The organism is Pseudomonas sp. PAMC25584, assembly GCF_058135675.1.
In genome coordinates this window covers 4,591,016-4,616,077 of sequence record NZ_CM176870.1, presented here as the reverse complement: position 1 = coordinate 4,616,077, position 25,062 = coordinate 4,591,016, and the positions used below count along the sequence as shown (strand labels likewise).

Below are 25,062 nucleotides of genomic sequence, written 5' to 3'. Positions count from 1 at the left end.
GGTTGGATAACCGGTTATTCGAAACTGGGCAGGTAGCTGTCGGCATTGTCGTAGACCATGGTCAACACCACCGTTTCGGGCGGCAACTCGGGGGCGAGCTTGGCGATGGCCACCATATTGGCGGCCGAGGACAGGCCCAGGCTGATGGCGTCGGTGCGCATGATCCGTTTCATCATGTCGAGGCATTCCTCACGCGACACCTTGAGCATGCCGTCCAGCACGTCCAGGTTGAGGATGCTCGGGATCAAGCCGATCGACAGGCCCTGGATATGGTGCGGTGCGTGCTGGTTTTTCAGCAGGTCGCATTCCTCCGGCTCCACACCCATCACGCGCAGGGTCGGCCAGGCGGCTTTGAGGGTCTCGCCGATGCCGGTGATATGGCCGCCGGTGCCGATGCCGCTGACGAAGTAATCCACACGCTGCTCACCGAAGGTGCGCAGGATTTCCGGCGCGGTGGTGTCGCGGTGGGTCTGTGGGTTGGCACCGTTGCGTTGCTGGTTGAGCATCACGTAGCTAGGGTTTTCCAGCTGCAACTCCATGCACTTTTCGCCGTGGGAATTGTTGCCGAGGCGGCTGTCCGACAGCACCACCTTGGCGCCGTACAGGCGCAGCAGTTTCTGCTTTTCGGGGCTGTAGTTATCGGGGATCACCAGCACCACTTTGTAGCCGAGCACGTTGCCGGCCATCACCAGGCCAATGCCGGTGTTGCCGCCGCTGGGTTCGATAATGGTTTGCCCGGCGTCGCGCATCAGCACGCCGCGGCGCTCGGCGTCGAGGATCATGCCCAAGGCGATGCGTGCCTTATGGCTGCCACCGGGGTTGAGGGATTCCAGTTTGGCGTAGACCTCGATGCCAAGGTCTTCGGAAAACTGCGCCAGGCGCACGATCGGTGTGTGGCCGATGGCGTCGAGAATTGAGTTATGCAACATCAGGTCGTTACCCAGGGCCGTGATCAGTACAAAGGCATGTCGGGTTCGACGTCGCGAACCCAGTGTTTCATGCCGCCTTGCAGAACTTTGGTGTTGGCGAAGCCGGCTGCCAGCAGGGTGCTGGCCGCTTGCTCGGCGCGGGTTCCGGCGTAACAGATCAGGTAGTGGGTGTTGTCTCGACTGAGGTTGTCGAGCTGGCCGTCCAGTTCGGCGAGGGGGATATGCACCACGCCCGGCAATTTGCAGACCTCCAGCTCGCTCGCGTCGCGCACATCCAGCAGCACGTCGGCGCTGCTGTGGCGTTCGAGCAGTTGCTTGAGTACCTGAGGCTTGATGTAGCGCTCTTCGGCCAGGCTGGGTTTGCTCGGTATGGCGTCGGCGCAGACTGCGGGCGCCAGGGTTTCGCTATGGCGCAGTTCCGAGCAGCAAGGGCAGTCGGCGCGTCGCTTGAAACGGATCTCGCTGAATTTCATCGCCAGCGCATCGAAGCGCATCAGGCGACCGGACAAGGGTTCGCCGATGCCGATCAGCAATTTGATCGCCTCGGTGGCCTGGATCATCCCGACCACCCCCGGCAGCACGCCGATCACCCCGCCCGCGCTGCAATTAGGCGCCAGCTCCGCTGGGGGCGCCTGGGGAAACAGGCAGCGGTAGCAAGGCCCGCCCTTGTAGTTGAGCACGCTGATCTGTCCGTCGAAACGGTAGATGGCGCCATACACCAGGGGTTTACCCAACTGCACGCAGGCGTCGTTGACCAAGTAGCGCGTATCGAAATTATCGGTGCCGTCGATTATCAGGTCGTAGGCGCCGACCAGTTCCAGAGCGTTGTCGGCGGTCAGCGCGGTGTCGTGGGCGTTGATCTGGATGTGGCTGTTGAGGTCTTCCAAGCGTTGCTTGGCGGACGCGACCTTGGACATGCCCAAGGTGCTGTTGCCGTGGACGATCTGGCGTTGCAGGTTGCTGCTCTCGACTACATCGAAATCCACCAGCCCCAGGGTGCCGATGCCGGCCGCCGCCAGGTACAGGCTGATGGGCGAGCCCAGGCCACCGGTGCCGATGATCAGCACCTTGGCTTTTTTCAGCTTCAACTGACCTTCGCGACCGACGCCGGGCAGGGTGATATGGCGCACGTAACGCTGGACTTCTTCATTGCTCAGGCTGTCGACGTCGATGCCGCCGGAGGTGGCGAGCAGCACTTCGATCCTGGCCTTTTCCGGTAGCTGGTCGTCTGCGTTGATCAACGCTTCTTCGGCGGTAAACAGGAAGTGTTCCTTGAGCTGGTTGTTCTTTTCGTGAAACAGGTGCGCACGCAATTGCGGGTGGCTACTGCACAGGTTTTCAATGACTTCGCGCAATGTCGATCCGGTGCCCTCAAGGGTCGATTCCGGCAGCTTGGCCACGCGAACCAGAATGTCGGGGAAAGAGACAGCGTTCATGGACAACTCCGTGTGCAGGTCGTTGAGCGGTTGAAGGGCGAAATGCTTGCTATCCCAGGCAAACAGCTTTGAGCCCAGGGCCCGGCCCTGGCGAACGTCCACCACCAGGTAGCTGACGGGGTAGATCGGCTCGCCCATGAACAGCGCCTTGTCCTGGTCTTCGTCGCTGAAATAGGCGCCGACGTCGGGGTGGGAGTGGTAGATCACCACCACCGGGTTGTCGCTGCGAAATGCTTTGTTCAGCAGCAGCGTGTCGGCCACTGAAAAGGTGTAGCCGTTGGCCGCGCTGCGCGGGTACATCTCGGGGTTCTTGCGGTGCAGCTCGTTCTGGATATTGCTGCCCAGGTACACGCTGCCGTCGGCGAAGACGAAGCCACAGCATTCTTCGGGGTAGCTGCGGCTGGCGTGGGCGTAGATCTGTTCCAGGGCTTCTGGGCGGAGGACGTCCATGTTTCTCTCGCGTTGCTGTGTGAGGGCCGGGAGGGTCAATTTTTCTTGGCCATGAGTTTTTCGATGGGCAACTTGGTGATCGCAAAACCGGCCAGCAGGATGGCCGAGTACAGCATGAGGTCGCGGGAAATCGCCACGCCTTCATACCAGGCGCCGATGATCACGGCGAACACCGGAAAGATGATGAACACGAACGAGAGGATGATCGGGCTGAGGCGCTTAAGCAGCATGAAATACACGATGAAACCACCCACCGACGCCACCAGGCCCAGGTAGAACAAGGCGCCCCACGAGCGCAGGGTGATGGCTTCGAAGGTCGGCGTTTCAAACCACAGGCCGGCGACGAACAGCATCAGCCCGGCGATTCCGATGGGCAGTGTGTTGTAAGTGATCACGCTGATGGCGCTGCCTTTTTGCTTGGTAATGACGTAGCACAAGGCATGCATGATTGCAGCGCTCAGAATCGCCAGTACCCCGAAGAACTCGGCGTGGTCCAGGTGCAGGCCCTGGCTCTTGATGATCATGTAAAGGCTGCCGAAGCCGATACCGATGCCGACCACCTGGGAAAAGTAGATGCGCTCGCGCAGGAACAGCGCTGAGAAAATCAGGATGAACACCGGCATGCAACTGAACAGCAGGGCAGTGAGGCCGGACGAGACATGCATCTCGCCGTAGTTGAGCAGGTAATAGGGCACGCTGAAGTAGGACAGGGTTACGAACACGAAGAACCAACGGCTTTCCCGGGGGAACAGGATCGGCTCGCGGCGCACCATGGCGAAACACAGGAACAGCGGGAACGCGATCAGAAAGCGCAGGCCGGCGGAGGTCAGAGGTGGCACGCTCTCCACGGCAATTTTGATACCCAGCCAGGTGGTGCCCCAACTCAGGCACACGATGAGAAACATCACGCTGGTCACCAGGCCGGCCAACCACTGTTTTTGAGTTTTTGTTTTTGCGGCGTTTTCGAGAACGGCGGACATTGGCATCGTTTATTACTTCCCTGAGCCGGAATTGAACTCTATATTGAACTTGTAATAAGTTATTTTTTTCGGCGATTGAACCCGTAAAAGCACACTATTAGGGCGAAAGATGGCTGTCAAAACAAATATTGACATGGTGTCAATTATGCGTGAGGGGTTGTCCAACGGGCAGGGCGTTAAGTACAAGCGCCTATCCGATGTTATGGAACGGGGCATCCTCGAAGGCTTGATTGAACCGGGACGAAAACTACCGCCCCATAGGGTGCTTTCCGACAATTTGGGGGTGACCATCGGCACCATCAGCCGGGCCTACGGCGAGCTGGAACGTCTGGGGTTGGTGGTGGCGCGGGTCGGTGACGGCACGTTCGTGCGCAAGCGTGGGATGGAGCGTCAACGGGATGAAGGTTTTCGCAACTTCAGCGAGGAGCCGCGCCAGTACTTCGACATGAGCCGCAACATGCATATTCCGGGGCAGGAGACGGTGTTCCTGGCGCAGAGCTTCCAAACCCTGTCGACCAACGCCAAGTTTCTCCAGGACATCAGTGCCTATACGCCGGACGCTGGCCTGCCGCGTTACCGCGAAGCGGGCGCGCAGTGGCTGGTGCAGCGCGATTTTCATCCCATCCCAGAGCAGGTCATTTGCGTCAACGGCGGCCAGCATGGGTTGCTCTGCGCGATGATGGCGCTGCTGCGCGCAGGCGATACGGTGGTCACCGAGCCACTGACTTATCCCGGGCTGATCACTGCCGCGCGCATGCTCGGTGTGCGGCTGATCGGCCTGGAAATGGATGAAGAGGGTGTGTTGCCCGGGGCTCTGGATGAAGTCTGTCGCAATCACCGGGTTTCGGCCTTGTACTGCACGCCCACTATCCAGAACCCGACCACAGCGGTGTTATCGGTCGCACGCCGCGAGGCGCTGGTCAAAGTGTGTCGCGAACACAACCTGCTGATTCTTGAAGATGAAGCCCACGGTGTGCTGGTGGAAGACCGACCGCCGCCCCTCAGCTATTTCGCGCCCGAGCGTACGATTTTGATCAGCAGCTTGAGCAAAGCCGTGTCGGCGGGGCTGCGTGTTGGCTATGTGCATGCGCCGCCGGCATTGGTCAGTCGTATTTCGGCGGCGCTACGTTCGACCTGTTGGATGGCCACGCCGGTGACTCTGGAACTCGCCACCCAGTGGATCGAGAACGGCACGGCGGAATACCTGCTGCGCCAGCAAATCAACGAGATCAGTCGGCGCAAAGCCTTGGTGCAGGGCCTGTTGGTCGGCCTGGAATACCGCACGCACCTCAATAGCCCGCACTTCTGGATTGAAGTCCCGGAGCCTTGGCGTGCGTCGGAAATCGAGGCGGAACTCAAGCAGAATAATTACCTGATCGCCACCGCCGAGGCCTTTGCCGTGGGGCAGACAGCGGTGCCGCAGTTTATTCGGGCGAGTATTTGCAATACGTCGGGCGATGATCAGTTGTTGCGGGCGGGCTTTGATGCGCTGGCCACTGCACTGGGGCAGGGTGGCGGGCGGTTTCAGCTTTGAGCCACATGTCACAAGCCACAAGCAAAGAGCTGACGGGCTTTTACTTGCAGCTTGTGGCTGTTTTTACTTGAATCTGCGTTCTACGCCCTTTTCCACCAGAATTTTCGCCGAGATCTCTTCCACTGAGAAATGCGTGGAATTGATGTGCGCAATGTTCTCGCGACGGAACAGATTTTCCACTTCGCGCACTTCGAATTCGCACTGGGCATAGCTGGAGTAGCGGCTATTGGGCTTGCGCTCGTTGCGGATGGCTGTCAGGCGATCCGGGTCGATGGTCAGGCCGAACAGCTTATGTGCATGCGCGCGCAGGGCCGTCGGCAGTGTCAGGTGCTCCATGTCGTCTTCGGTCAGCGGATAGTTGGCCGCGCGGATGCCGAATTGCATAGCCATGTATAGACAGGTAGGGGTCTTGCCGCAGCGCGACACGCCGACCAGGATTATATCGGCTTTGTCGTAGTAGTGGGTGCGGGCCCCATCATCGTTGTCGAGGGCGAAGTTCACCGCCTCGATACGTTCCATATAGTTGGAGTTATGCCCAATGGAATGGGACTTTCCGACGGAATAGGAGGAGTGCTCACTCAACTCTTGTTCCAGCGGCGCCAGGAAGCTCGAGAAAATGTCGATCATGAAACCATTGGAGGTTGCGAGGATCTCACGAATGTCTTGATTGACGATGGTGTCGAAAATGATCGGACGAAAGCCGTCTTTTTCTGCTGCCAGATTGATTTGTTGTACCATAGCCCGCGCTTTATCCGCGTTGTCGATATAAGGCCGCGTGAATTTGGCGAAGGTAACGTTTTCAAACTGCGCGAGCAGGCTTTGACCCAGAGTTTCGGCTGTGATGCCGGTGCCGTCGGAAATAAAGAAAGCAGATCGTTTCATTTGAGCCCTGGGCCTTAAGCTGATGGCGAATCTTGGATATGATAGGCGCGACTTTGCCGTCCCACATTGGGCCGCATTCTCACTTATTTTCCAGGTCCAGGCCACAAGCGCTGGCGAATGCTCCTACTGAGCCGCCGGCGTCCTGAGCTTTTCCAATACAGAAAGTGGAGAGATCACCTTGGTAGAGTACGTAGTTTCCCTCGATAAGCTCGGCGTCCATGATGTGGAGCACGTAGGGGGCAAGAACGCATCCCTCGGCGAGATGATCAGTAATCTTGCAGGCGCTGGTGTCTCGGTGCCAGGTGGTTTTGCCACCACTGCCCAGGCTTACCGTGATTTTCTCGAACAGAGCGGCCTCAACGCTCAGATCCACGCCGCGCTGGACGCTCTGGACGTCGATGACGTCAACGCCCTGGCCAAGACCGGCGCCCAGATCCGTGAGTGGATCATGGACGCCGAGTTTCCCGAGAAACTCAACGAAGAAATCCGTACCGCATTTGCCACGCTGTCGGCCGGCAATCCGGACATGGCAGTCGCTGTGCGCTCCTCGGCTACCGCCGAAGACTTGCCCGACGCCTCCTTTGCAGGCCAGCAGGAGACCTTCCTCAACATCCGCGGCGTGGAAAACGTGATCCGCGCAGCCAAGGAAGTGTTCGCTTCTCTGTTCAACGACCGCGCGATTTCCTACCGCGTACACCAAGGGTTCGACCACAAGCTGGTGGCCCTGTCTGCTGGCGTGCAGCGCATGGTGCGTTCGGAAACCGGCACCGCCGGTGTGATGTTCACCCTGGATACCGAATCGGGCTTTCGTGACGTCGTGTTCATCACTGGCGCCTACGGCCTGGGTGAAACCGTCGTACAAGGTGCGGTGAACCCGGACGAATTCTACGTGCATAAGCACACCCTTGAGGCTGGCCGTCCGGCCATCCTGCGCCGTAACCTGGGTAGCAAGGCCATCAAGATGATCTACGGCGACGAGGCCAAGGCCGGTCGCTCGGTGAAAACCGTTGATGTGGACAAGGCCGAACGCGCGCGTTTCTGCCTGAGCGACGCCGAAGTCAGCGAGTTGGCCAAGCAAGCGATGATCATCGAGAAGCACTACAAGTGCCCGATGGACATCGAGTGGGCCAAGGACGGTGACGACGGCAAGCTGTACATCGTGCAGGCCCGCCCGGAAACCGTGAAGAGCCGCACTTCGGCCAACGTCATGGAACGCTACCTGCTCAAGGAAACCGGCACTGTGCTGGTGGAAGGCCGCGCCATCGGTCAGCGCATCGGCGCCGGCAAGGTGCGGATCATCAAGGACGTGTCCGAGATGGATAAGGTGCAGCCAGGGGACGTACTGGTCTCCGACATGACCGACCCGGACTGGGAACCCGTGATGAAGCGCGCCAGCGCCATCGTCACCAACCGTGGCGGGCGTACCTGCCACGCGGCGATCATTGCCCGTGAACTGGGGATTCCTGCGGTAGTCGGTTGTGGCAATGCCACCCAACTGCTCAAGGATGGCCAGGGCGTGACCGTATCCTGCGCCGAAGGCGACACCGGCTTCATCTTCGAAGGCGAGCTGGGCTTCGACATCAAGCAAAACTCCATCGATGCGATGCCTGACCTGCCGTTCAAGATCATGATGAACGTCGGCAACCCGGACCGTGCCTTCGACTTCGCGCAATTGCCGAATGCCGGTGTGGGTCTGGCTCGCCTGGAATTCATCATCAACCGCATGATCGGCGTCCACCCCAAGGCCCTGTTGAACTACGACGGCCTGCCGCCGGAAATCAAGGACAGCGTCGACAAGCGCATCGCCGGCTACAACGACCCGGTGGGCTTCTATGTCGAGAAGCTGGTGGAAGGCATCAGCACCCTGGCTGCAGCGTTCTACCCGAAAAAGGTCATCGTGCGGCTGTCGGACTTCAAGTCCAACGAATACGCCAACCTGATCGGCGGCAAGCTCTACGAGCCGGAAGAAGAAAACCCGATGCTGGGCTTCCGTGGCGCCTCGCGTTACATCAGCGAAGCGTTCCGTGACTGCTTCGAACTCGAGTGCCGCGCCCTCAAGCGCGTGCGCAACGAGATGGGCCTGACCAACGTCGAGATCATGGTGCCGTTCGTGCGTACCCTGGGCGAAGCGAGCCAAGTGGTGGACCTGCTGGCCGAAAACGGCTTGTCCCGTGGTGAAAACGGCCTGCGCGTGATCATGATGTGCGAGCTGCCATCCAACGCCATTCTGGCCGAAGAGTTCCTGGAGTTCTTCGACGGTTTCTCCATCGGCTCCAACGACCTGACCCAGCTGACCCTGGGCCTGGACCGCGACTCGGGGATCATCGCGCACTTGTTCGACGAGCGTAACCCGGCGGTTAAGAAGCTGCTGGCCAACGCCATCCAGGCCTGTAACAAGGCTGGGAAGTACATCGGCATTTGCGGCCAAGGCCCTTCCGATCACCCTGACCTAGCCAAATGGCTGATGGAGCAGGGCATCGAAAGCGTCTCGCTGAACCCCGATTCGGTGCTGGAAACCTGGTTCTTCCTGGCGGAAGGCCAAGCGTCCGCCTAAGGTCGACGCGTCAAAAGTGCCGGTCAATCGTCAGGTTGGCCGGCATTTCTTATCTGTACAGGGCGGAACTCCTTCCGGACGCCGCCCTTTTTTGTGCAAGAGCATTATGCAAAGCAGCAGCAACCTGTTTCCCGTCGCCCTGATCAGCGCTGAACGTCGTGGCGACCTGAGTGAAGATGTATACCGGCTCAAACCCGGCAACAGTCCCGACGGCACCGTCGAGCTGGCCGTGACGCGTTTGGGCCTGGCCGATGCCCCGGAAAGCCGGGGCATCCCCGTGATTTTATTACATGGCAGCTTTTCCAATCGGCGCTTCTGGTACTCACCCAAGGGTATCGGCCTGGGCGCCTACCTGGCACGCCAGGGGTTTGATGTGTGGGTACCGGAAATGCGCGGCCATGGCCTGTCCAAGCGCAACCAGGACTACGCCCGGAATCGGGTCGCCGACTACGCGCGCTACGATTTGCCGGCTATCGGCGCGTTTGTGCGCGAGCAAAGCGCGCAGATTCCCCACTGGATCGGGCACTCCCTGGGCGGCACCACCCTGGCTGCTGCCTTGGGTGGCCAGTACCTTGGTGCGCCGGCAGTGGCTTCAGTGGCGCTGTTCGGCAGCCAGGTCAGTCGCTCCTTCTGGCCGTTGAAAATTCCACCGGTGGAGTGGGGCGCTCGCTTGCTCCTGAAGCGGTTTGGCCAGTTGTCCGGCCCGCGGCTCAAGCGGGGCCCCGAGGACGAGCCGGTGGGCGTGATGATCGAGACCATGCGCTGGCACGGCCTGTTCGGACGGTTTGGCGAGGCTGGCCGTGATTGGTGGAAAGGCCTCGCGGAAGTCAACGTGCCGCTGCTGGCCGTCAGTGCCGCCGGCGACCAGCAGGACCCGGACTGGGCTTGCCGCAAGCTGTTCGAACAAGTCGGCTCAGAGCATCGCCAATACCTGTGCCTGGGACGCCAACAAGGTTTTACTGGGGATTTTGGGCACGTGGAGATGTTGGTCAGCAAAGCGGCCCAGGCCGAAGTCTGGCCGCTGGTGGAGCAATGGCTGAATGATCCGCTCACACCGTTGTTTGGTGCTCCGGCTGAGGCATTGGTCGTAGTTTGACGCAGCGCTCTGCCAAGGGCGTTTCGCTCGTCTGTGGTTGCGGCTAAGATATGACGCGTTAAACGCTTCTGGTCATATTCAGTCGCGCAGTGGCTATTGCGTAGCGGCGAAACGGATGGGATGTTTTGCCGCTGCCTCGGCTGGCGCCTCTTTCGAAAGACACGTCTTTGACAGAAAGGAAATTTTTCAATGAACCACTACGTCACTCCCGATCTTTGCGACGCCTACCCGGAACTGGTTCAGGTGGCCGAGCCGATGTTCAGCAACTTCGGCGGCCGCGATTCCTTTGGTGGCGAGATCGTCACCATCAAATGTTTCGAGGATAACTCCCTGGTCAAGGAGCAGGCCGACCAGCCGGGCGCCGGCAAGGTGCTGGTGGTCGACGGTGGTGGCTCCCTGCGTCGTGCGCTGCTGGGCGACATGATCGCCGAGAAAGCCGCGAAAAACGGTTGGGAAGGGCTGGTGATCTACGGTTGCATCCGGGATGTCGACGTCGTCGCCCAGACCGATCTCGGCGTGCAGGCCTTGGCCAGCCACCCGATGAAGACCGACAAGCGCGGCATTGGCGACTTGAACGTGGCAGTGACCTTTGCCGGCGTGACATTCCGCCCGGGCGAATATATCTACGCCGACAATAATGGCGTGATCGTGTCGCCCAGCCCGCTGAAAATGCCTGAATAAACCGCAATAACCGACAGGGGTGAGGATGTTCGAGGAAGACAACGCGCAGTGGGGCCTGGTGCATGCCCTGGTGCTGGATGGTAAAGGCGGTGCGCGTTCGATTGCCCGGACTGAGCTTGACCAATTGCAACTGCAGCCCCAGGAAAGCCTGTGGCTGCATTGGGATCGCAGCCACCCGCAAACCCAGACCTGGCTGCGCAAGGCCAGCGGCTTGAGTGAATTCGCCTGTGACCTGCTGCTGGAGGAGAACACCCGCCCGCGCCTGTTGCCGTTACCGGACGCTGAACTCCTGCTGTTCCTGCGCGGGGTCAACCTCAATCCGGGCGCAGAGCCGGAAGACATGGTTTCGGTGCGTATCTTCGCCGCGGCCAGCCGGGTGATTTCCCTGCGCTTGCGCCCGCTGCGCGCCACCGATGAACTGCTGGTGCAGTTGGCGGATGGCAAGGGGCCAAAAACTGCGTCTGAACTCATCCTTTATATGGCGCAGTACCTGACTCACAAAGTCCAGGATCTGGTGTCCGACCTGTCTGAAATCGTCGACGTAGAGGAAGAAAAACTCGATACCGACGAACGGTATACCCCGGAGCATGGCAGCATTTTGCAGATCCGTCGGCGAGCAGCCGGACTCAAGCGATTCCTGTCGCCGCAGCGGGATATTTTTGCCCAACTGACGCGGATCAAATTGCCGTGGTTCTGTGATGACGATGCTGACTATTGGAACGAATTGAACAACAGCCTGACCCGCTACCTGGAAGAACTCGAATTGACCCGGGAGCGCGTGGGGCTTGTGCTGGAGGCCGAAGATCGGCGCTTGAGCGTGCGCATGAACCGTACAATGTACCGCTTTGGGATCATCACCGGGATCTTCCTGCCGATGAGTTTTTTGACCGGCTTGCTGGGCATCAATGTGGGGGGCATACCGTTCTCTGGCAACCCTTACGGATTTGTGATTGCCTGCTTGCTGATGATCTCGGTGGCGCTCGGACAATGGTGGCTATTTCGACGATTGCGCTGGGTTTGAGCTGAATATGACCTGAACGTAGGAAGGGTCCGATGTGACCTCGGGAATTTAACCCTCGTCTTTTAAATCACTTGCGAGAGGTCTTTATGCACGATCCGTTCGAACAGTCTTTGCGTGACATGCTCAATGCGTCGCCATCCAACCGTGATGACGATGCCTGCCTGGGCCGCGTGTTGAAAACCGCCAACCGTCAGGTTGGGGCGGGGGATCTGTTCGGTCTGCTCGGTCGTTGGTTGCCAGCATTGATGATGGCGCTGAACAATGGTTCGGCCCACGTCTCGCCGGTTTCCCGTCGTAAACCTCTTGCTCGCACTGCTGATAAGGCTGATTGAATATGGAACTTGATCTCTGGACCCAGAGCCTGGTCACCGCGATGACCGCATTATGGACCAAGGTGGCGAATTTCATTCCCAACCTGTTTGGGGCGCTGGTCCTGGTATTGCTGGGTTTTGTCGTGGCCAAGCTGCTCGACACCCTGCTGTCCAAGCTGCTCGCCAAACTCGGCCTGGACCGTTTGATGGCAGGCACCGGCCTGACCAAGCTGCTGGGCCGTGCAGGGCTGCAAGTGCCGATCTCGACCCTGATCGGCAAGATCGTTTATTGGTTCGTTTTGCTGATTTTTCTGGTTTCTGCGGCTCAATCCCTTGGCCTTGAGCGAGTTTCAGCTACGCTCGACATGCTGGCACTGTATTTGCCGAAGGTATTCGGCGGCGCGCTGGTACTTCTCGTCGGCGTTTTACTCGCACAACTGGCCAACGGGCTGGTACGCGGGGCTGCTGAAGGCGTCGGGCTGGACTACGCGGCAGGCCTGGGGCGAATTGCCCAGGGGCTGGTGATCATCATTAGCATTTCCGTCGCGATCAGCCAGTTGGAGGTCAAGACTGACCTGCTCAACCATGTGATTGTGATTGTTTTGATTACCGTTGGTCTGGCAGTTGCGCTGGCCATGGGCCTGGGAAGTCGTGAAATTGCCGGTCAGATTCTTGCGGGAATCTATGTGCGTGAGTTGTATCAGGTAGGGCAGCACGTGCGTGTGGGCGAGGTCGAAGGGCAAATCGAGGAGATCGGTACGGTCAAGACAACCGTGCTGACCGATGACGGCGACCTGGTGTCGCTGTCCAATCGGATTCTCCTGGAGCAGCAGGTCAGTAGCCGCTAACCCGGTAAACCCTGCTAATGTACGCCGCCGCGAACCTGGGTGACCGGGCTGTGGCGGACATTGACCTGACTGTCGGCACGACTTGTTTTGAATAAAGCCCAAACGCTGTCCACGCGCTATGACCCCCGTGAGCTCTCTGATGAGGAGTTGGTCGCGCGCTCGCACACGGAGCTGTTTCACGTAACACGCGCGTATGAAGAGTTAATGCGCAGGTATCAACGCACTCTGTTCAACGTTTGTTCAAGGTATTTAGGGAACGATAGAGATGCGGATGATGTCTGTCAGGAAGTGATGCTCAAGGTGTTGTATGGCCTGAAGAACTTCGAGGGCAAATCGAAGTTCAAGACCTGGCTGTACAGCATCACGTACAACGAGTGCATCACGCAGTATCGGAAGGAACGGCGAAAGCGTCGCTTGATGGATGCTTTGAGTCTGGACCCCCTTGAGGAGGCGTCTGAAGAAAAGGCGCCGGCACCCGAGGATAAGGGCGGGCTTGATCGCTGGTTGGTGCATGTGAATCCGATTGACCGAGAAATTCTGGTGCTACGTTTTGTCGCAGAGCTGGAATTTCAGGAAATTGCTGACATCATGCATATGGGTTTGAGTGCTACAAAAATGCGTTACAAACGTGCTCTTGATAAATTACGTGAGAAATTTGCGGGCGAGACTGAAACTTAGTGCGTGGCAAATATCTCTTACGTGTAGGCAAGTTCTGTTAGACTTGTCGCCGAGTTGTCCCCCGGTTTGAGGGACTGCTTTACAATCACCAGATGGGGATTTAACGGATGAAACTGAAAAACACCTTGGGCTTGGCCATTGGTTCTCTTATTGCCGCTACTTCTTTCGGCGCACTGGCACAAGGCCAAGGCGCAGTTGAAGGCGAGCTGTTCTATGCGAAGAAGTTCAACGACAGTGTTGATCACGTCGAAGACGGTCGCACTCCAGGCGCTTCGATCGGTTACTTCCTGACCGACGACGTTTCGGTGAACCTTACCTACGGCAAGCTGGATTACACCCGCTCGAACGACGGTACTGGCAATCAGAAGATCCGTGGCGATCAGTTCGGTCTGAAGAGCCAATACCACTTCGGTACCGTTGGCGACGCGATCCGTCCATACGTTGAAGGCGGCGTTGCTCACGGCAGCCAGACCAACGTAGCTGCTGACGGCCATACCGGTCGTGACCAGTCGACTTTCCTGACTACTGGTGCAGGCGTTAAGTGGTACATCACTGACAGCCTGTACGCTCGTGGCGGCGTTGAAGCTGACTACAAGCTGGACAACGGTAAGTGGGACTACCAGGCCCTGGTTGGTCTGGGTGTGAACTTCGGCGGTAGCGGCGGCAAGGCTGCTCCAGCTCCTGCTCCAGCACCAGCTCCAGAGCCAGTTGCAGCAGAGCCAGAAGCTCCAGTTGCTAGCGTTGTTCGTGTTGAGCTGGACGTTAAGTTCGACTTCGACAAGGCCGTTGTTAAGCCTAACAGCTACGGCGACGTGAAAAACCTGGCCGACTTCATGAAGCAGTACCCAGCTACCCACGTAGAAGTGGCTGGTCACACTGACTCCGTAGGTCCAGACGCTTACAACCAGAAGCTGTCCCAGCGTCGTGCTGACGCTGTTAAGCAAGTCCTGGTTAAAGACGGCGTAGCAGCCAACCGCGTTACTTCGGTAGGTTACGGCGAATCCCGCCCAGTTGCTGACAACGCAACTGAAGCTGGTCGTGCTGTTAACCGTCGCGTAGAAGCTGCGGTTGAAGCTCAAGCTGCTCAGTAATTACTGAGTAGTAGAAAAAAACCCGGCTCCGGCCGGGTTTTTTTTCGCCCTGGATTTGCCTCAGGCACTGGCTGCCACTGCGACGTGGGTGGCCTGCGAGATGGCGGCGACGCTGCCGATCACTAGGATCGCCGGGCTCTTCAAGGCGAACGCCAGTGCATCGTCCTGCATCCGCGACAAATTGCTACGGCACTCCCGCTGCTGCGGCAACGAGGCATTTTCGATCATTGCCACCGGCATATCTGCGGCCATCCCGCCTTCCAGTAATTGCTGTCGAAGTTCTTCGAGCTTCGCTACGCCCATATAGATCACCAGCGTCGTCCCGCCTTCCGCCAGCGCGCGCCAATTGAGGCTGCTGTCGTCCTGGGTGTGGGCTGTGACGAGGGTCACGCCGCGACTGACACCGCGCAAGGTCAGCGGAATTGCGCAGTTCGTCGCGCCCGCCAGCCCGGCTGTAATCCCGTTGACCAACTCGACTTCGACGCCGCGTTCGCGCAGCCACGCAGCCTCTTCGCCACCACGCCCGAAAATGCATGGGTCACCGCCCTTGAGCCTTACCACGCACTTTCCCTGGCGGGCATAACGCAGCATCAGGCGGTGGATAAAGTCTTGCGGGGTAGAGCGGCAGCCCCCGCGTTTACCGACTGTGATCACCCGCGCTGCGGCGCAATGTTCCAGGACTGCCGGGTTGACCAGGTCATCGATCAGCACCACATCGGCGGTGTTCATTGCCCGTACAGCCTTGAGGGTCAGCAGCTCCGGGTCGCCGGGGCCCGCGCCTACCAGCCAGACTTTTGCGTTCATGTGGTTTCCCTCGTCTAGAGATGACGTCAGCGGTGAAAGAGTAAATAGAGGAGCGCCAGATTGATCAGCATCGAGAGCAACCCCAAGGTGCGCCAGACCTTCAAGGGTTCCCGCTCCAGCAAAGGACGAGGGCGGACACTCAGTTCGCGTCGGTCTGCCTGCTCGAGGACCAGCAGCCATTCTTCGGCGGTTTCATAGCGTTGTGACGGTTGAGCAGCCACCGCACGGTCGAGGCTGAGCGGTAGCCAGTCCGGCAGGTCGGGACGGTAGCGGCTGGCGCTGACCGGCTGGGTGAACCTGGGCCGTTGGAAAGCTTCAATTTCACCGTAGGGGTAATGCCCGGTCAGCAGGTAATACAGGCAGACGCCTACGCTGTATAAATCTTGTTGGGCCGTAGGACGCTCACCATGGAACGCCTCGGGCGCGATAAAGCTCGGCGTGCCGGGCAGCACATGAGCCCGGTCCTCCGAGAGACCCGTGCAGTAGGCCAGGCCGAAATCCAGCACGCGTAATTCACCATCCTCACCCAGCAGCAGGTTCTCCGGTTTGATGTCACGGTGCAGTATTTGCCGGCGATGCAACAGGCCCACCGCCCGCAGCAAGCGTTCGGCCACGGATTGCCATTGCGCCAGGGGTAATGGGCCTTGTTGCTCGAACAGTTGCGCCAGGGTTTGCCCCGGATATTCACGCATCACGTAGTACAAATGCTGACGCGCGCTGGCCGCGTGGACTTCAGGAAACGCGCGCCCGGCCACCCGCCGCAGAAACCATTCCTCCGACAGCAAGGCCTGACCGGCGTCGTTGTCATCGTCACGGCTGAGGGGCAGGGTTTTCAGCAGCCAGGGTTGCTGTTGGGCATCGCGTACCCGATACAGCAATGACTGTCGGCTCTGCGCCAGTACGCTTTCCACCTGCCAGCCTTCGAACTGTTGCCCGGCTTTCAGCGCTGGGGGCAGCGGCCATTGCTGCAACTGCACCAGTGCGTCGCCCAGGGTCGCGGCGCCGAGTTTATCGATGCGTACAAGCAGGGCACTGGCGTTGTCCTGGCTACCGGCCAGGTGTGCGGCTGTGATCAGCGTGTGTACCGCCAGATCGAGGTCGGTCTGCTCGCGCAGGATCGCACTGATGCTGTGATCACCCAAGGTTGCCCACACACCATCGCTGAGCAGCAGGAAGCATTCGCCCTCGCGCAATTGGCCGTCGAGAAAATCCAGCACCAGGTGTTGATCCAGGCCGAGGGCGCGCTTGAGCACATGCTGCATGCCCGGCTGTTCCCACACATGATCTTCGCTGATGCGCTGTAACTCGCCGTCCAGCCAGCGATACGCCCGGCAATCGCCGACGTGGGCCAGGGTGAAACGTTGCCCGCGAAACACCAGTGCACTGAGGGTGGTCAGCAACGGCTGGCCGCCGCCATTGGCCTGCAGCCAGCGATTCTGCGCCAGCAATAGGCGTTCGAGCGCTTGGGCCACGCTCCAGGTTTGCGGCGTGGCGTAATAGTCCAGGGCCAGCGCCTGCAAGGTCGAGCGTGCGGCCAGGCCACCGTCGGCGCATTGGCTGACACCATCGGCGATGGCACACAGGTAACCCTTGCTCGCGGCCAGTTCCGCCAGGGGCGTGACCACGCGCAGGGCGTCCTGGTTCTCGGCGCGCGGGCCGATGGCGCTGGCCTGGGCGACGCTCAGTTGCAGGCTCATCAGACGCGCGCGGCGGTCACGGCGGCCGAACCCCAGGTGGTTCTCCAGCGGCGCTTGACGCCGTGCAGGCCGAACCAGGCCAGTACGCCGAGGCTGGCGAACAACCACAGGGCCAACTGATAGCTGCCGGTGCTTTGTTTGATCGCGCCCATGCCCGCCGCCAGGGCGAAGCCACCGATACCGCCGGCCATGCCGATCAGCCCGGTCATTACGCCGATCTCACGGCGGAAGCGCTGGGGCACTAACTGGAACACTGCGCCATTACCGGCGCCGAGACCGAGCATGGTGCAGACGAACAGGGCCAGGGCCGCGTAGGAACTGGGCAGGTTGAAACCCACCGCTGCGATGCAAATCGCCGCCACGCTGTACATGCCCAGCAACGTGCGAATCCCGCCGAAGCGATCAGCCAGGGCGCCGCCGAGTGGACGCATCAGGCTACCGCCGAACACACAGGCGGCGGTGTAGTAGCCGGCGGTCACGGGGCTCAGGCCGTATTGGTCGTTGAAGTAGCCGGGCAGGGCGCTGGCCAGGCCGATAAAACCACCAAAGGTCACGCTATAGAAAAACATGAACCACCAGCTGTCGCGATCGCCCAGGGCCTTGAAGTAGTCGGCCATGGATTTGGCCTTCGGGCGCTCGGGGGCATTGCGCGCGAGCCAGGCGAAGACGATCAGCGTCAGGATCAACGGAATCAGGGCGAAACCGAACACGTTGCTCCAGCCGAACGCCGCCGCGAGTACCGGTGCCAGCAGGGCGGCGAACACCGTGCCGGAGTTGCCGGCGCCGGCGATGCCCATGGCTTTGCCCTGGTGCTCAGCGGGATACCACTGGGACGCCAATGGCAGGGCGACTGCGAAGGAGGCACCGGCCATCCCCAGGAACAGCCCCAGCAGCAGTGCTTGCTCGTAGCTGTGGATTCCGAGTTTCCAGGCGCCGAAGAGTGCGGCGATCACAATCACCTGGCCAATCAGCCCGGCGGTTTTGGGTGAGAGTTTGTCTGCCAGCATGCCCATCAGAAAGCGCAGCACCGCGCCTGCCAGGATGGGTGTCGCCACCACCAGGCCGCGTTGTTGCGTGGTCAGGTGCAGGTCGGCGGCAATTTGCACCGCGAGCGGGCCCAGCAGGTACCAGACCATGAAACTCAGGTCAAAATACAGGAACGCGGCAAACAGGGTCGGGGTGTGCCCGGATTTCCAGAAGCTTGATTTCATCACGCACCTCAACGGTTGGGAGTCTTGTAAGAAGGCCTGGTGATGGAACAGCCCGCTAAGGCCGCCCCACCGGCCCCGTGTTACGGGGGCCAAAACGAAAAAACGCCGCCACCGGGTTCGCGAGGGCAAACCGGGTGTGCGACGTCTTTGTCGTGGAGGGGCAACCGCCGTTGGTTACCTGTGTTGAATACTTAGCAAGTCCTGGGCCAACCGGCCACGATGGTTTTTTAGCCAAGCAACTCGCTCATGGCGATGATCTGCTCCGCCACCTGGATCAGTTTCTGCTGGCGGCTCATGGCCTGGCGGCGCATCAAGGTGTAGGCCTCTTCCTCGTTGCAGTTCTTCATTTTCATTAGCATGCCTTTGGCCAGTTCGATGCGCTTGCGCTCGGCCAGTTGTTGGTCGCGGGCGTGCAACTGGGCGCGCAGGGCCTGGTCGCTTTCGAAACGGGCCATGGCCACGTCGAGGATCGGCTGCAGACGTTGGGCCTGGATGCCTTCGACAATGTAGGCGCTGACGCCGGATTTGATGGCTTGGCGCATGACGTCCGGGTCGTGCTCGTCGGTGAACATCACGATTGGATGCGGTTGGTCGCGGCTGACCAGCACCACTTGCTCCATCACATCGCGGCCGGGTGACTCGGTATCGATCAGGATCACGTCCGGCCGCACCGTTTCGACGCGCGCAGGCAAATCGATGGTCAGGCCCGACTCATCGATCACCTCAAACCCGGCCTCGGTCAGTGCTGCCTTGAGGCGCCCGACCTTGCGCGGTGTGTCGTTGATCAACAGGATTCGCAACATATCGGTCCTCCTGTCAGCGCAGGGCGTGGCGGCTGGCGTGGTCGGCCAGGGCATGCAGGCGGAAGCTGCGGGCGTAGGTGGCAGGGTCGGAGCCATCCCAGATCTTGCCGTCGATCAACTGGCTGCTGCGCATGTCCTGGGCGTTTGTGGGGACGCCGACGGCATCGGCCGCCTGGCGATACAGATCCAGTTGCTGCACTTTACGGGCAATGCCCAGGTAGTCCGGGTCTTCGCGCAACAGGCCCCAGCGGCGAAACTGGGTCATGAACCACATGCCGTCGGAGAGGTAGGGCAGGTTCACCTCGCCATCGGCGAAAAAGCGCAGCGCATGGGGATCTTGCCACTGGTTGCCGAGGCCATCGTCGTAGGCCCCGAGCAGACGCGGTTCGATGCAGTCGAGCGGTGCGTCGAGGTACTCGCGGGCGCTGAGCAACTGCGCGGTGGAACGGCGGTTTTCGTGGCTCGCCTCGATAAAGCGGCTGGCCTCCAGGATCGCCATCACCAGCACGCGGGCGGTGTTGGGGTATTGGTCGACGAACGCCTGGGTGCAGCCGAGCACTTTTTCCGGATGATCCGGCCAGATCGCCTGGGTGGTCGCGAGGGTGAAACCCTGGTTCTGCTTCACCGCGCTGGCGCTCCAGGGTTCGCCGACACAAAAACCGTCAATGCGCCCGGCTAATAGATGCGCCACCATTTGTGGCGGAGGGACCACCACACTGTTCACGTCCTGCAATGGATGAATGCCTTGGCTTGCCAGCCAGTAATACAGCCACATGGCGTGGGTGCCTGTGGGAAACGTCTGAGCGAAGGTCAGTTTTGTTCGGCTTTGGTGCACATGGCGATCCAGCGCCTCAGGAGTGACCACCCCTTGCTGTTGCAGATCGTGGGACAGGTTGATGCTCTGCCCGTTCTGGTTCAGCCCCATCAGCACTGCCATGTCGGTGGCGGCCACGCCGCCGATGCCCAGGTGTACGGCGTAGATCAGCCCATACAGGCTGTGGGCGGCATCCAGTTCACCGCTGACCAGTTTGTCGCGCAGGTTGGCCCACGACGACTGGCGCTTGAGGTTCAGCGTCAAGCCATAGGGTTGCGCGAAGCCCTGGGTAGCCGCGACCACCAGCGAGGCGCAATCGCTCAAGGCCATGAAGCCCAGGTCGAGGCTGCTCTTTTCCGGGGCGTCACTGCCGTTGACCCAGGCCAGCGGGTCGTTTATCGGGCTGTTGCCGTCCGAATCGTTCATCAACACCTACCTTTTCGTTCAAAAAAAAGCGTCGTTCCCTCAGATGGCAGTGCGGGCCATTGCGGGTAACGACGCCTTTGTCCGTAAGCCCGCTCCGACGTTGGCGCGCGCTCTGATGCAGAGTGCGTAGCAAGGCACATGCCACGGGCAGAACGGCGGGGTACGCCGTCAACTTTCCATCAAGATTGAAACGCCGCAGGCTTTCAGTATGGCCGCTTCCCTATGCCAGACTGCCCAGGAAACCCCACGGTGTACGACTCTCCCACAACGATGGCCGCCCACCGGCTCCGCCGCTGGCTGTTTTGCGCGGTGTTGATGCTGGGCTGCGCGTCTGCCTGGGGCGAGACCTACCAGGCGCGGGACGAAAGCCTGCATACGTTTTTTAGCGCGTTGTCGCTGCCTCTTGGCCTGCCGGTCGTTGTCAGCCGGGCGGCGGCCCGCCAACGCGTTTCCGGAACCTACGATTTCAGCCGGGCACAGCAGGTGCTGGAGGCGGTGGCCGAGCTGCATCACCTGATCTGGTACAGCGACGGGCAGGTGCTTTACCTCTACGCCGCAGATGAAGCGAAGAGCTCGGCTGTGACGTTGCGGCATATCTGCGTCTCAAGGCTGCGTGAGCTCATGCGTCGCTCGGGGCTCGATGAGTCCCGCTACCCCCTGCGGGAGAGCGGGGGGCGGATGTTCTATGTGTCCGGGCCGGCGAACTATGTCGACCAGGTGCTGCACCTTGCCCAATTGATGGACCGCCAGCGGGCCGGGCTCCGTGTGGGCAAGCAGGGGTTTGGCGTGGTGCAGGTGCTCAATACCCATGTGGCGGACCGTGAGTACGTCATGGGCGATGAAAAGGTCAATGTGCCGGGCATGGCGTCGCTGATCGAGACCGTGATTTCCCGCGAACAACAGGCCCCTGCGCAACGGCCGCCCGGTTTGCTGGCCGACAAGAGCCTGGCAGTGATCCCCTACCCGGATACCAACAGCCTGCTCATCAAGGGCAAGCCTGCCCAGGTGAGTTTTATCGAGCAACTGGTGGCGGAGCTGGATGTGCCCAAGCGCCCGATCGAGGTTTCGCTGTGGCTGGTGGATGTGGACCGTGACGAACTCAAGAAAATCGACCAGGCCTGGGCCGAGGAAACCCACACATCAGTCTCGGCGACCCGGGTGCTGGAGCCGTTGGAGGACAATCGCTTGATGGCGCAAATCGCCGTGCTGGAGCGGCGGCGGCGGGCGCGGGTGGTGACACTGCCCGTGATTCTCACCCAGGAGAACGTTCCTGCGGTCTTCCAGGATAACCACACACTCTACTTGCCGGGGCCCCCCGGCGGGAGCACCGCCTGGAAGCCCGTGCGCTATGGCACCCAGGTCAGCGTGTTGCCGCGGTTTGCCGAGGCGAACGAGATCGAGATGCTGTTGAGCCTTGAGGATGATCGCCAGATGGGCGAGGCGCGGCAGCGTCAGAAAATGACCGCAGTCGGGCGGGTGAGCGTTAGCAGCGTCGTTCGGATGCCTCAGGGTAAACGTCTGTGGTTAGGCGGTTTTCGTCGGGATGTTGATGCCGAAGGGCGTGCCACTGCGCCAGGCCAGCGTGCCGAGGTACGGCTGTTTGTGATTCAGGCCCGGGCCTTGGGCAACGAGCTCAAGACTTTGGGTGGCGCTGTCGGGCCTCCGCCGCTGACTCAGCCGCAATACGAACGGGTGCAACGTGCGTTTGTGCGGTCGATTCGCGATGTCGATCAATGAGGTAGGCGTTCGCCATGCATCTGGAAATTCTTTTGCAGGAACAACTGATCACGCGCAAGCGGCTGGCGCTGTTTGCACCGGGGAAAGTGCTGCCTTTGGCGCCGGAAGTCATCCATTGCGTGGAAGTGCGGGTCAATGGCCAATTGTTGGCTCTGGGCGAGCTGGTTCAGTTGGAAGACCGCCTGGGGGTTGAGCTGCTTGAGGTTTACCAGGAGTGGGTATCGCCTTAGTTGTTAGCTCCAGTGAGATTTCTTACAAGGCTATTCCTGAAAGCCTTGCTGATATGGGTTTTTTCCTAGGGTGGGTAGGGGGCGCCTTTTTTATAGTCGTGCCGTCGGCGTATGAGCCGGTTCTGGAAATTAGGATTTTAATGTCAGTGGTTGGATGCAGAGGTGTGTATGGCCGTCGTGAATGATGGAGGGATGACGACTTCCCTGGTCTTTGGCCACTGGACCCTGCATGGCGATGGACGTTTGACCGGTGAGGGCGCGGATATCCAGTTGCCGCCCAAGGAGTGGCAGGTGCTGCGCTTGCTGTTGGTGTCTGGTGGTGCGCTGATGACCAAAGACTGTTTGCTTGAAATGGCTTGGCGCCAGGGGGAGGTGTCGGAGGAGTCGCTGACTCGCTGCATTTATTCATTGCGTAAGCATTTGCGTGCCGACAAAGGGTTTATCAAGACGGTCTATGGCAGAGGCTATCGCTTTACGTGCCCGGTGCGACCTGCTGAGCGCACCCCGTCGCAGCCCATCCATGTTTGCTCGGCCTGTGGCAGGTAAAGCGCAACGTGTGGCGCAGGGGCCTGTTGCTGGTGGTGCTGATGGGAAGCAATCAGGCACTGGCGTATTGCTGGGACGAGGTGGCCAGTCGTTACGATCTTGAACCGGAGTTGCTGCAGGCCATTGCCGCCGTAGAGTCGGGGTATCGTGCGGGCGCGATGAATTACAACAATCGCAATGGCACCCGCGATATCGGTCTGATGCAGATCAACAGCATCCATTTGCCCCGCCTGCTCAAACAGGGCATCACCGAAGAACGGCTGTTGAGTGAGCCCTGCCTGTCGGTAGAGGTCGGGGCGTCGATTCTTGCCGAGTTCATTCAGCGTTTCGGCTATAACTGGACGGCCATAGGCGCCTACAACGCAGGCCCGGGCCCCGGTCCGCAGCGTGAAGCGTTACGCCTGCAGTACGCACAGAAGATCTGGGCCCGCTACGAAGCGTTGGTCGCGCATCGCTACTGACGATTGGGCGGCACGCCTCGCACGCAGCCAGCCAGCCCGGCTATAATCGCCGCCACTTATCGCCGCCATCCGAGTCTAGCCCGCCCATGTATACCCTGGCCCGCCAGTTGTTGTTCAAACTCTCCCCGGAGACCTCCCATGATCTGTCCCTGGACCTGATCGGTGCCGGTGGCCGCCTTGGGCTAAATGGCCTGGTATGCAAGGCACCGGCGAAAATGCCGGTGTCGGTGATGGGGCTCGACTTCCCCAACCCGGTCGGGCTGGCTGCCGGCCTGGACAAGAACGGTACGGCCATCGACGGCTTTGCGCAGTTGGGTTTCGGTTTCGTCGAAATCGGCACCGTGACCCCGCGTCCTCAGCCGGGCAACCCCAAGCCGCGCATTTTTCGCCTGCCGGAAGCCGAGGCGATCATCAACCGCATGGGCTTCAACAACCTCGGTGTCGATCACCTGCTGTCGCGGGTTCAAGCGGCGAAGTACAAGGGCATTCTCGGGATCAATATCGGCAAGAATTTCGACACGCCGGTGGAGCGCGCGGTGGATGACTACCTGATCTGCCTGGACAAGGTCTACGCCCACGCCAGCTACGTCACGGTGAACGTCAGCTCGCCCAACACCCCTGGCCTGCGTAGCCTGCAGTTTGGTGATTCCCTCAAGCAATTGCTCGAAGCCTTGCGCCAGCGCCAGGAAGACCTCGCCGTGCGCCATGGCAAGCGCGTGCCGTTGGCGATCAAGATCGCCCCGGACATGAGTGATGAAGAAACCGTACTGGTCGCCCAGGCCCTGGTGGATTCAGGGATGGATGCGGTGATTGCCACCAACACCACCCTCAGCCGTGTCGGTGTTGAAGGCCTGGCCCATGGCGACGAAGCGGGCGGCTTGTCGGGCGCCCCGGTGCGTGACAAGAGCACGCATATCGTCAAGGTGCTGGCTACCGAGTTGGCAGGGCGTTTGCCGATCATCGCGGTTGGCGGTATCACCGAAGGCAAACATGCGGCCGAGAAAATCGCCGCCGGTGCTAGCCTGGTGCAGCTGTATTCCGGCTTTATCTACAAGGGCCCGGCGTTGATTCGCGAGGCGGTGGACGCGATTGCGGCGTTGCCAAAAAAGGCCTGACACACGCCCAATAAAAAGGGCTCCTCAAGAGGAGCCCCTGGGCCGAAGCCCGCCGCCTGGATAGGGCGTGCGTGGTTAAGTTGTTACCTACTATTCGTGCTGGTGTCGGAATTAAATGCCCTTGATTAGCCGACCGCGTGAAGTTCGTTGAGTCTGTGGATGCCCGCAGTGCCTGTCATACCGTCCCAGTTGTCGCCGCGTCCTTCTCGCCAGCCGTTGATCCAGGCTTGGCGTACCGACGGTAGAGTAAATGGGCAAAGCTCACGGGATTTGCCATGAACGCCATATTGATATCCGCGTAAAAATGCTCTTTCCAACGGATCACGCTTAAGTCTTCTCATAGGGTGTTTCCCTCACTTGTTGACTGTCTTGATATCCTTCGGCCTCGTCTGGGGCCGGGCAGAGTTTTTCTGCCGTTGGTGTGGCTCGCTGCCGGCGTGGCGAGCCAATGTGTCAGCGTCGTTGTGGCGCTGACCTGTGTTGAGTTCTAACCAATAGGTCACATGGATTCAATGATCGTTTTGTCATAAGCACGTCACAATAGTGATGCTATAGCCATAAGCTGGGATGGCTTTTCGCCCCTTTTATTGGGCAAAGCCAGCTATGATGTGCCTTGCGAAGAGAATGGGCTTTTTCCTGCGGTGAGAAAGCCCGCCCGTCACGGTCGGTCACTATTCGACGAAGGGTCTGAATATTTCTTTTTGTTGCAAAAATTATCTCTCTGCCC

General features: G+C 60.0%; 24 protein-coding genes. 14 read left to right on the top strand and 10 right to left on the bottom strand.

What is annotated here, in order from left to right; genetic code table 11:
- Window positions 1-14 precede the first annotated feature (14 nt).
- The 3 genes from ACS5Q8_RS21380 to ACS5Q8_RS21370 are packed head-to-tail and all read right to left on the bottom strand — an operon-like array spanning window position 15 to window position 3,744.
- The gene (locus ACS5Q8_RS21380; RefSeq protein WP_465159385.1) at window positions 15-929 is read right to left on the bottom strand and encodes a PLP-dependent cysteine synthase family protein; all 915 of its coding nucleotides are present in this window, start codon (window positions 927-929) and stop codon (window positions 15-17) included.
- 23 nt (window positions 930-952) lie between these two features.
- Window positions 953-2,815 (bottom strand): molybdopterin-synthase adenylyltransferase MoeB, encoded by a 1,863-nt coding sequence (moeB, locus tag ACS5Q8_RS21375; protein ID WP_276194341.1) that lies wholly within the window; start codon window positions 2,813-2,815, stop codon window positions 953-955.
- Between the two features lie 35 nt (window positions 2,816-2,850).
- Window positions 2,851-3,744, bottom strand: coding sequence for a DMT family transporter (locus ACS5Q8_RS21370; protein WP_276197980.1), 894 nt, complete (start codon window positions 3,742-3,744; stop codon window positions 2,851-2,853).
- A gap of 160 nt (window positions 3,745-3,904) precedes the next feature.
- Here ACS5Q8_RS21370 and ACS5Q8_RS21365 point away from each other — a divergent pair, with 160 nt between their 5' ends.
- Entirely contained in the window at window positions 3,905-5,329 is a 1,425-nt protein-coding gene (locus ACS5Q8_RS21365; protein WP_465159384.1) for an aminotransferase-like domain-containing protein, read from the top strand.
- Between the two features lie 63 nt (window positions 5,330-5,392).
- Here the strand turns inward: ACS5Q8_RS21365 and ppsR are convergent, their stop codons facing one another.
- Complete coding sequence (gene ppsR / locus ACS5Q8_RS21360) at window positions 5,393-6,211, bottom strand: posphoenolpyruvate synthetase regulatory kinase/phosphorylase PpsR (protein ID WP_276194339.1); 819 nt, start codon at window positions 6,209-6,211, stop codon at window positions 5,393-5,395.
- 178 nt (window positions 6,212-6,389) lie between these two features.
- Here ppsR and ppsA point away from each other — a divergent pair, with 178 nt between their 5' ends.
- The 8 genes from ppsA to ACS5Q8_RS21320 all read left to right on the top strand — a co-directional run bounded on the left by ppsA (window position 6,390) and on the right by ACS5Q8_RS21320 (window position 14,491).
- Window positions 6,390-8,765 (top strand): phosphoenolpyruvate synthase, encoded by a 2,376-nt coding sequence (gene ppsA / locus ACS5Q8_RS21355; RefSeq protein WP_276194338.1) that lies wholly within the window; start codon window positions 6,390-6,392, stop codon window positions 8,763-8,765.
- 106 nt (window positions 8,766-8,871) lie between these two features.
- Window positions 8,872-9,861, top strand: coding sequence for an alpha/beta fold hydrolase (locus ACS5Q8_RS21350; protein WP_443697462.1), 990 nt, complete (start codon window positions 8,872-8,874; stop codon window positions 9,859-9,861).
- A 189-nt stretch (window positions 9,862-10,050) separates the two neighbouring features.
- Window positions 10,051-10,542, top strand: a complete 492-nt coding sequence (gene rraA, locus ACS5Q8_RS21345; RefSeq protein ID WP_017845207.1) for a ribonuclease E activity regulator RraA — start codon at window positions 10,051-10,053, stop codon at window positions 10,540-10,542.
- Window positions 10,543-10,567: 25 nt separating this feature from the next.
- Complete coding sequence (locus tag ACS5Q8_RS21340) at window positions 10,568-11,563, top strand: zinc transporter ZntB (RefSeq protein WP_276194335.1); 996 nt, start codon at window positions 10,568-10,570, stop codon at window positions 11,561-11,563.
- An 86-nt stretch (window positions 11,564-11,649) separates the two neighbouring features.
- Window positions 11,650-11,895, top strand: coding sequence for a hypothetical protein (locus ACS5Q8_RS21335; protein WP_005790375.1), 246 nt, complete (start codon window positions 11,650-11,652; stop codon window positions 11,893-11,895).
- A gap of 2 nt (window positions 11,896-11,897) precedes the next feature.
- On the top strand, window positions 11,898-12,722 hold the full coding sequence (locus ACS5Q8_RS21330) for a mechanosensitive ion channel family protein (protein ID WP_017845209.1): 825 nt from the start codon (window positions 11,898-11,900) through the stop codon (window positions 12,720-12,722).
- An 87-nt stretch (window positions 12,723-12,809) separates the two neighbouring features.
- Window positions 12,810-13,400, top strand: coding sequence for an RNA polymerase sigma factor SigX (gene sigX, locus ACS5Q8_RS21325; RefSeq protein WP_276194334.1), 591 nt, complete (start codon window positions 12,810-12,812; stop codon window positions 13,398-13,400).
- A gap of 107 nt (window positions 13,401-13,507) precedes the next feature.
- Window positions 13,508-14,491 carry an OmpA family protein gene (locus tag ACS5Q8_RS21320; RefSeq protein ID WP_465159383.1) on the top strand — a complete coding sequence of 328 codons (984 nt, stop codon included), beginning with the start codon at window positions 13,508-13,510 and terminating at the stop codon, window positions 14,489-14,491.
- A 60-nt stretch (window positions 14,492-14,551) separates the two neighbouring features.
- Here the strand turns inward: ACS5Q8_RS21320 and cobA are convergent, their stop codons facing one another.
- The 5 genes from cobA to ACS5Q8_RS21295 all read right to left on the bottom strand — a co-directional run bounded on the left by cobA (window position 14,552) and on the right by ACS5Q8_RS21295 (window position 20,246).
- Entirely contained in the window at window positions 14,552-15,295 is a 744-nt protein-coding gene (cobA, locus tag ACS5Q8_RS21315; RefSeq protein ID WP_276194332.1) for a uroporphyrinogen-III C-methyltransferase, read from the bottom strand.
- A gap of 26 nt (window positions 15,296-15,321) precedes the next feature.
- Window positions 15,322-16,992, bottom strand: a complete 1,671-nt coding sequence (locus tag ACS5Q8_RS21310; RefSeq protein ID WP_276194331.1) for a bifunctional protein-serine/threonine kinase/phosphatase — start codon at window positions 16,990-16,992, stop codon at window positions 15,322-15,324.
- Window positions 16,992-18,203 carry a nitrate/nitrite transporter gene (locus tag ACS5Q8_RS21305; protein ID WP_276194330.1) on the bottom strand — a complete coding sequence of 404 codons (1,212 nt, stop codon included), beginning with the start codon at window positions 18,201-18,203 and terminating at the stop codon, window positions 16,992-16,994. Before ACS5Q8_RS21305 ends, ACS5Q8_RS21310 begins: the two co-directional genes overlap by 1 nt.
- Window positions 18,204-18,430: 227 nt before the next feature.
- Window positions 18,431-19,006 carry an ANTAR domain-containing response regulator gene (locus ACS5Q8_RS21300; protein WP_276194329.1) on the bottom strand — a complete coding sequence of 192 codons (576 nt, stop codon included), beginning with the start codon at window positions 19,004-19,006 and terminating at the stop codon, window positions 18,431-18,433.
- Between the two features lie 13 nt (window positions 19,007-19,019).
- Window positions 19,020-20,246 carry a CmpA/NrtA family ABC transporter substrate-binding protein gene (locus ACS5Q8_RS21295; RefSeq protein WP_276194328.1) on the bottom strand — a complete coding sequence of 409 codons (1,227 nt, stop codon included), beginning with the start codon at window positions 20,244-20,246 and terminating at the stop codon, window positions 19,020-19,022.
- Between the two features lie 270 nt (window positions 20,247-20,516).
- Here ACS5Q8_RS21295 and sctC point away from each other — a divergent pair, with 270 nt between their 5' ends.
- From sctC to ACS5Q8_RS21270, 5 genes are all read left to right on the top strand, one after another.
- On the top strand, window positions 20,517-21,983 hold the full coding sequence (gene sctC, locus ACS5Q8_RS21290) for a type III secretion system outer membrane ring subunit SctC (RefSeq protein ID WP_276197979.1): 1,467 nt from the start codon (window positions 20,517-20,519) through the stop codon (window positions 21,981-21,983).
- Window positions 21,984-21,997: 14 nt separating this feature from the next.
- A complete protein-coding gene (locus ACS5Q8_RS21285) occupies window positions 21,998-22,213 on the top strand; it encodes a FliM/FliN family flagellar motor switch protein (RefSeq protein WP_017845218.1) in 216 nt (71 codons plus the stop codon).
- A gap of 168 nt (window positions 22,214-22,381) precedes the next feature.
- Window positions 22,382-22,759 carry a winged helix-turn-helix domain-containing protein gene (locus tag ACS5Q8_RS21280; protein WP_276194327.1) on the top strand — a complete coding sequence of 126 codons (378 nt, stop codon included), beginning with the start codon at window positions 22,382-22,384 and terminating at the stop codon, window positions 22,757-22,759.
- Between the two features lie 41 nt (window positions 22,760-22,800).
- Complete coding sequence (locus ACS5Q8_RS21275; protein ID WP_247400075.1) at window positions 22,801-23,220, top strand: transglycosylase SLT domain-containing protein; 420 nt, start codon at window positions 22,801-22,803, stop codon at window positions 23,218-23,220.
- Between the two features lie 86 nt (window positions 23,221-23,306).
- On the top strand, window positions 23,307-24,335 hold the full coding sequence (locus ACS5Q8_RS21270; protein ID WP_276194326.1) for a quinone-dependent dihydroorotate dehydrogenase: 1,029 nt from the start codon (window positions 23,307-23,309) through the stop codon (window positions 24,333-24,335).
- Window positions 24,336-24,460: 125 nt separating this feature from the next.
- Here the strand turns inward: ACS5Q8_RS21270 and rmf are convergent, their stop codons facing one another.
- A complete protein-coding gene (gene rmf, locus ACS5Q8_RS21265) occupies window positions 24,461-24,676 on the bottom strand; it encodes a ribosome modulation factor (protein ID WP_002553055.1) in 216 nt (71 codons plus the stop codon).
- Between the last annotated feature and the right edge of the window lie 386 nt (window positions 24,677-25,062).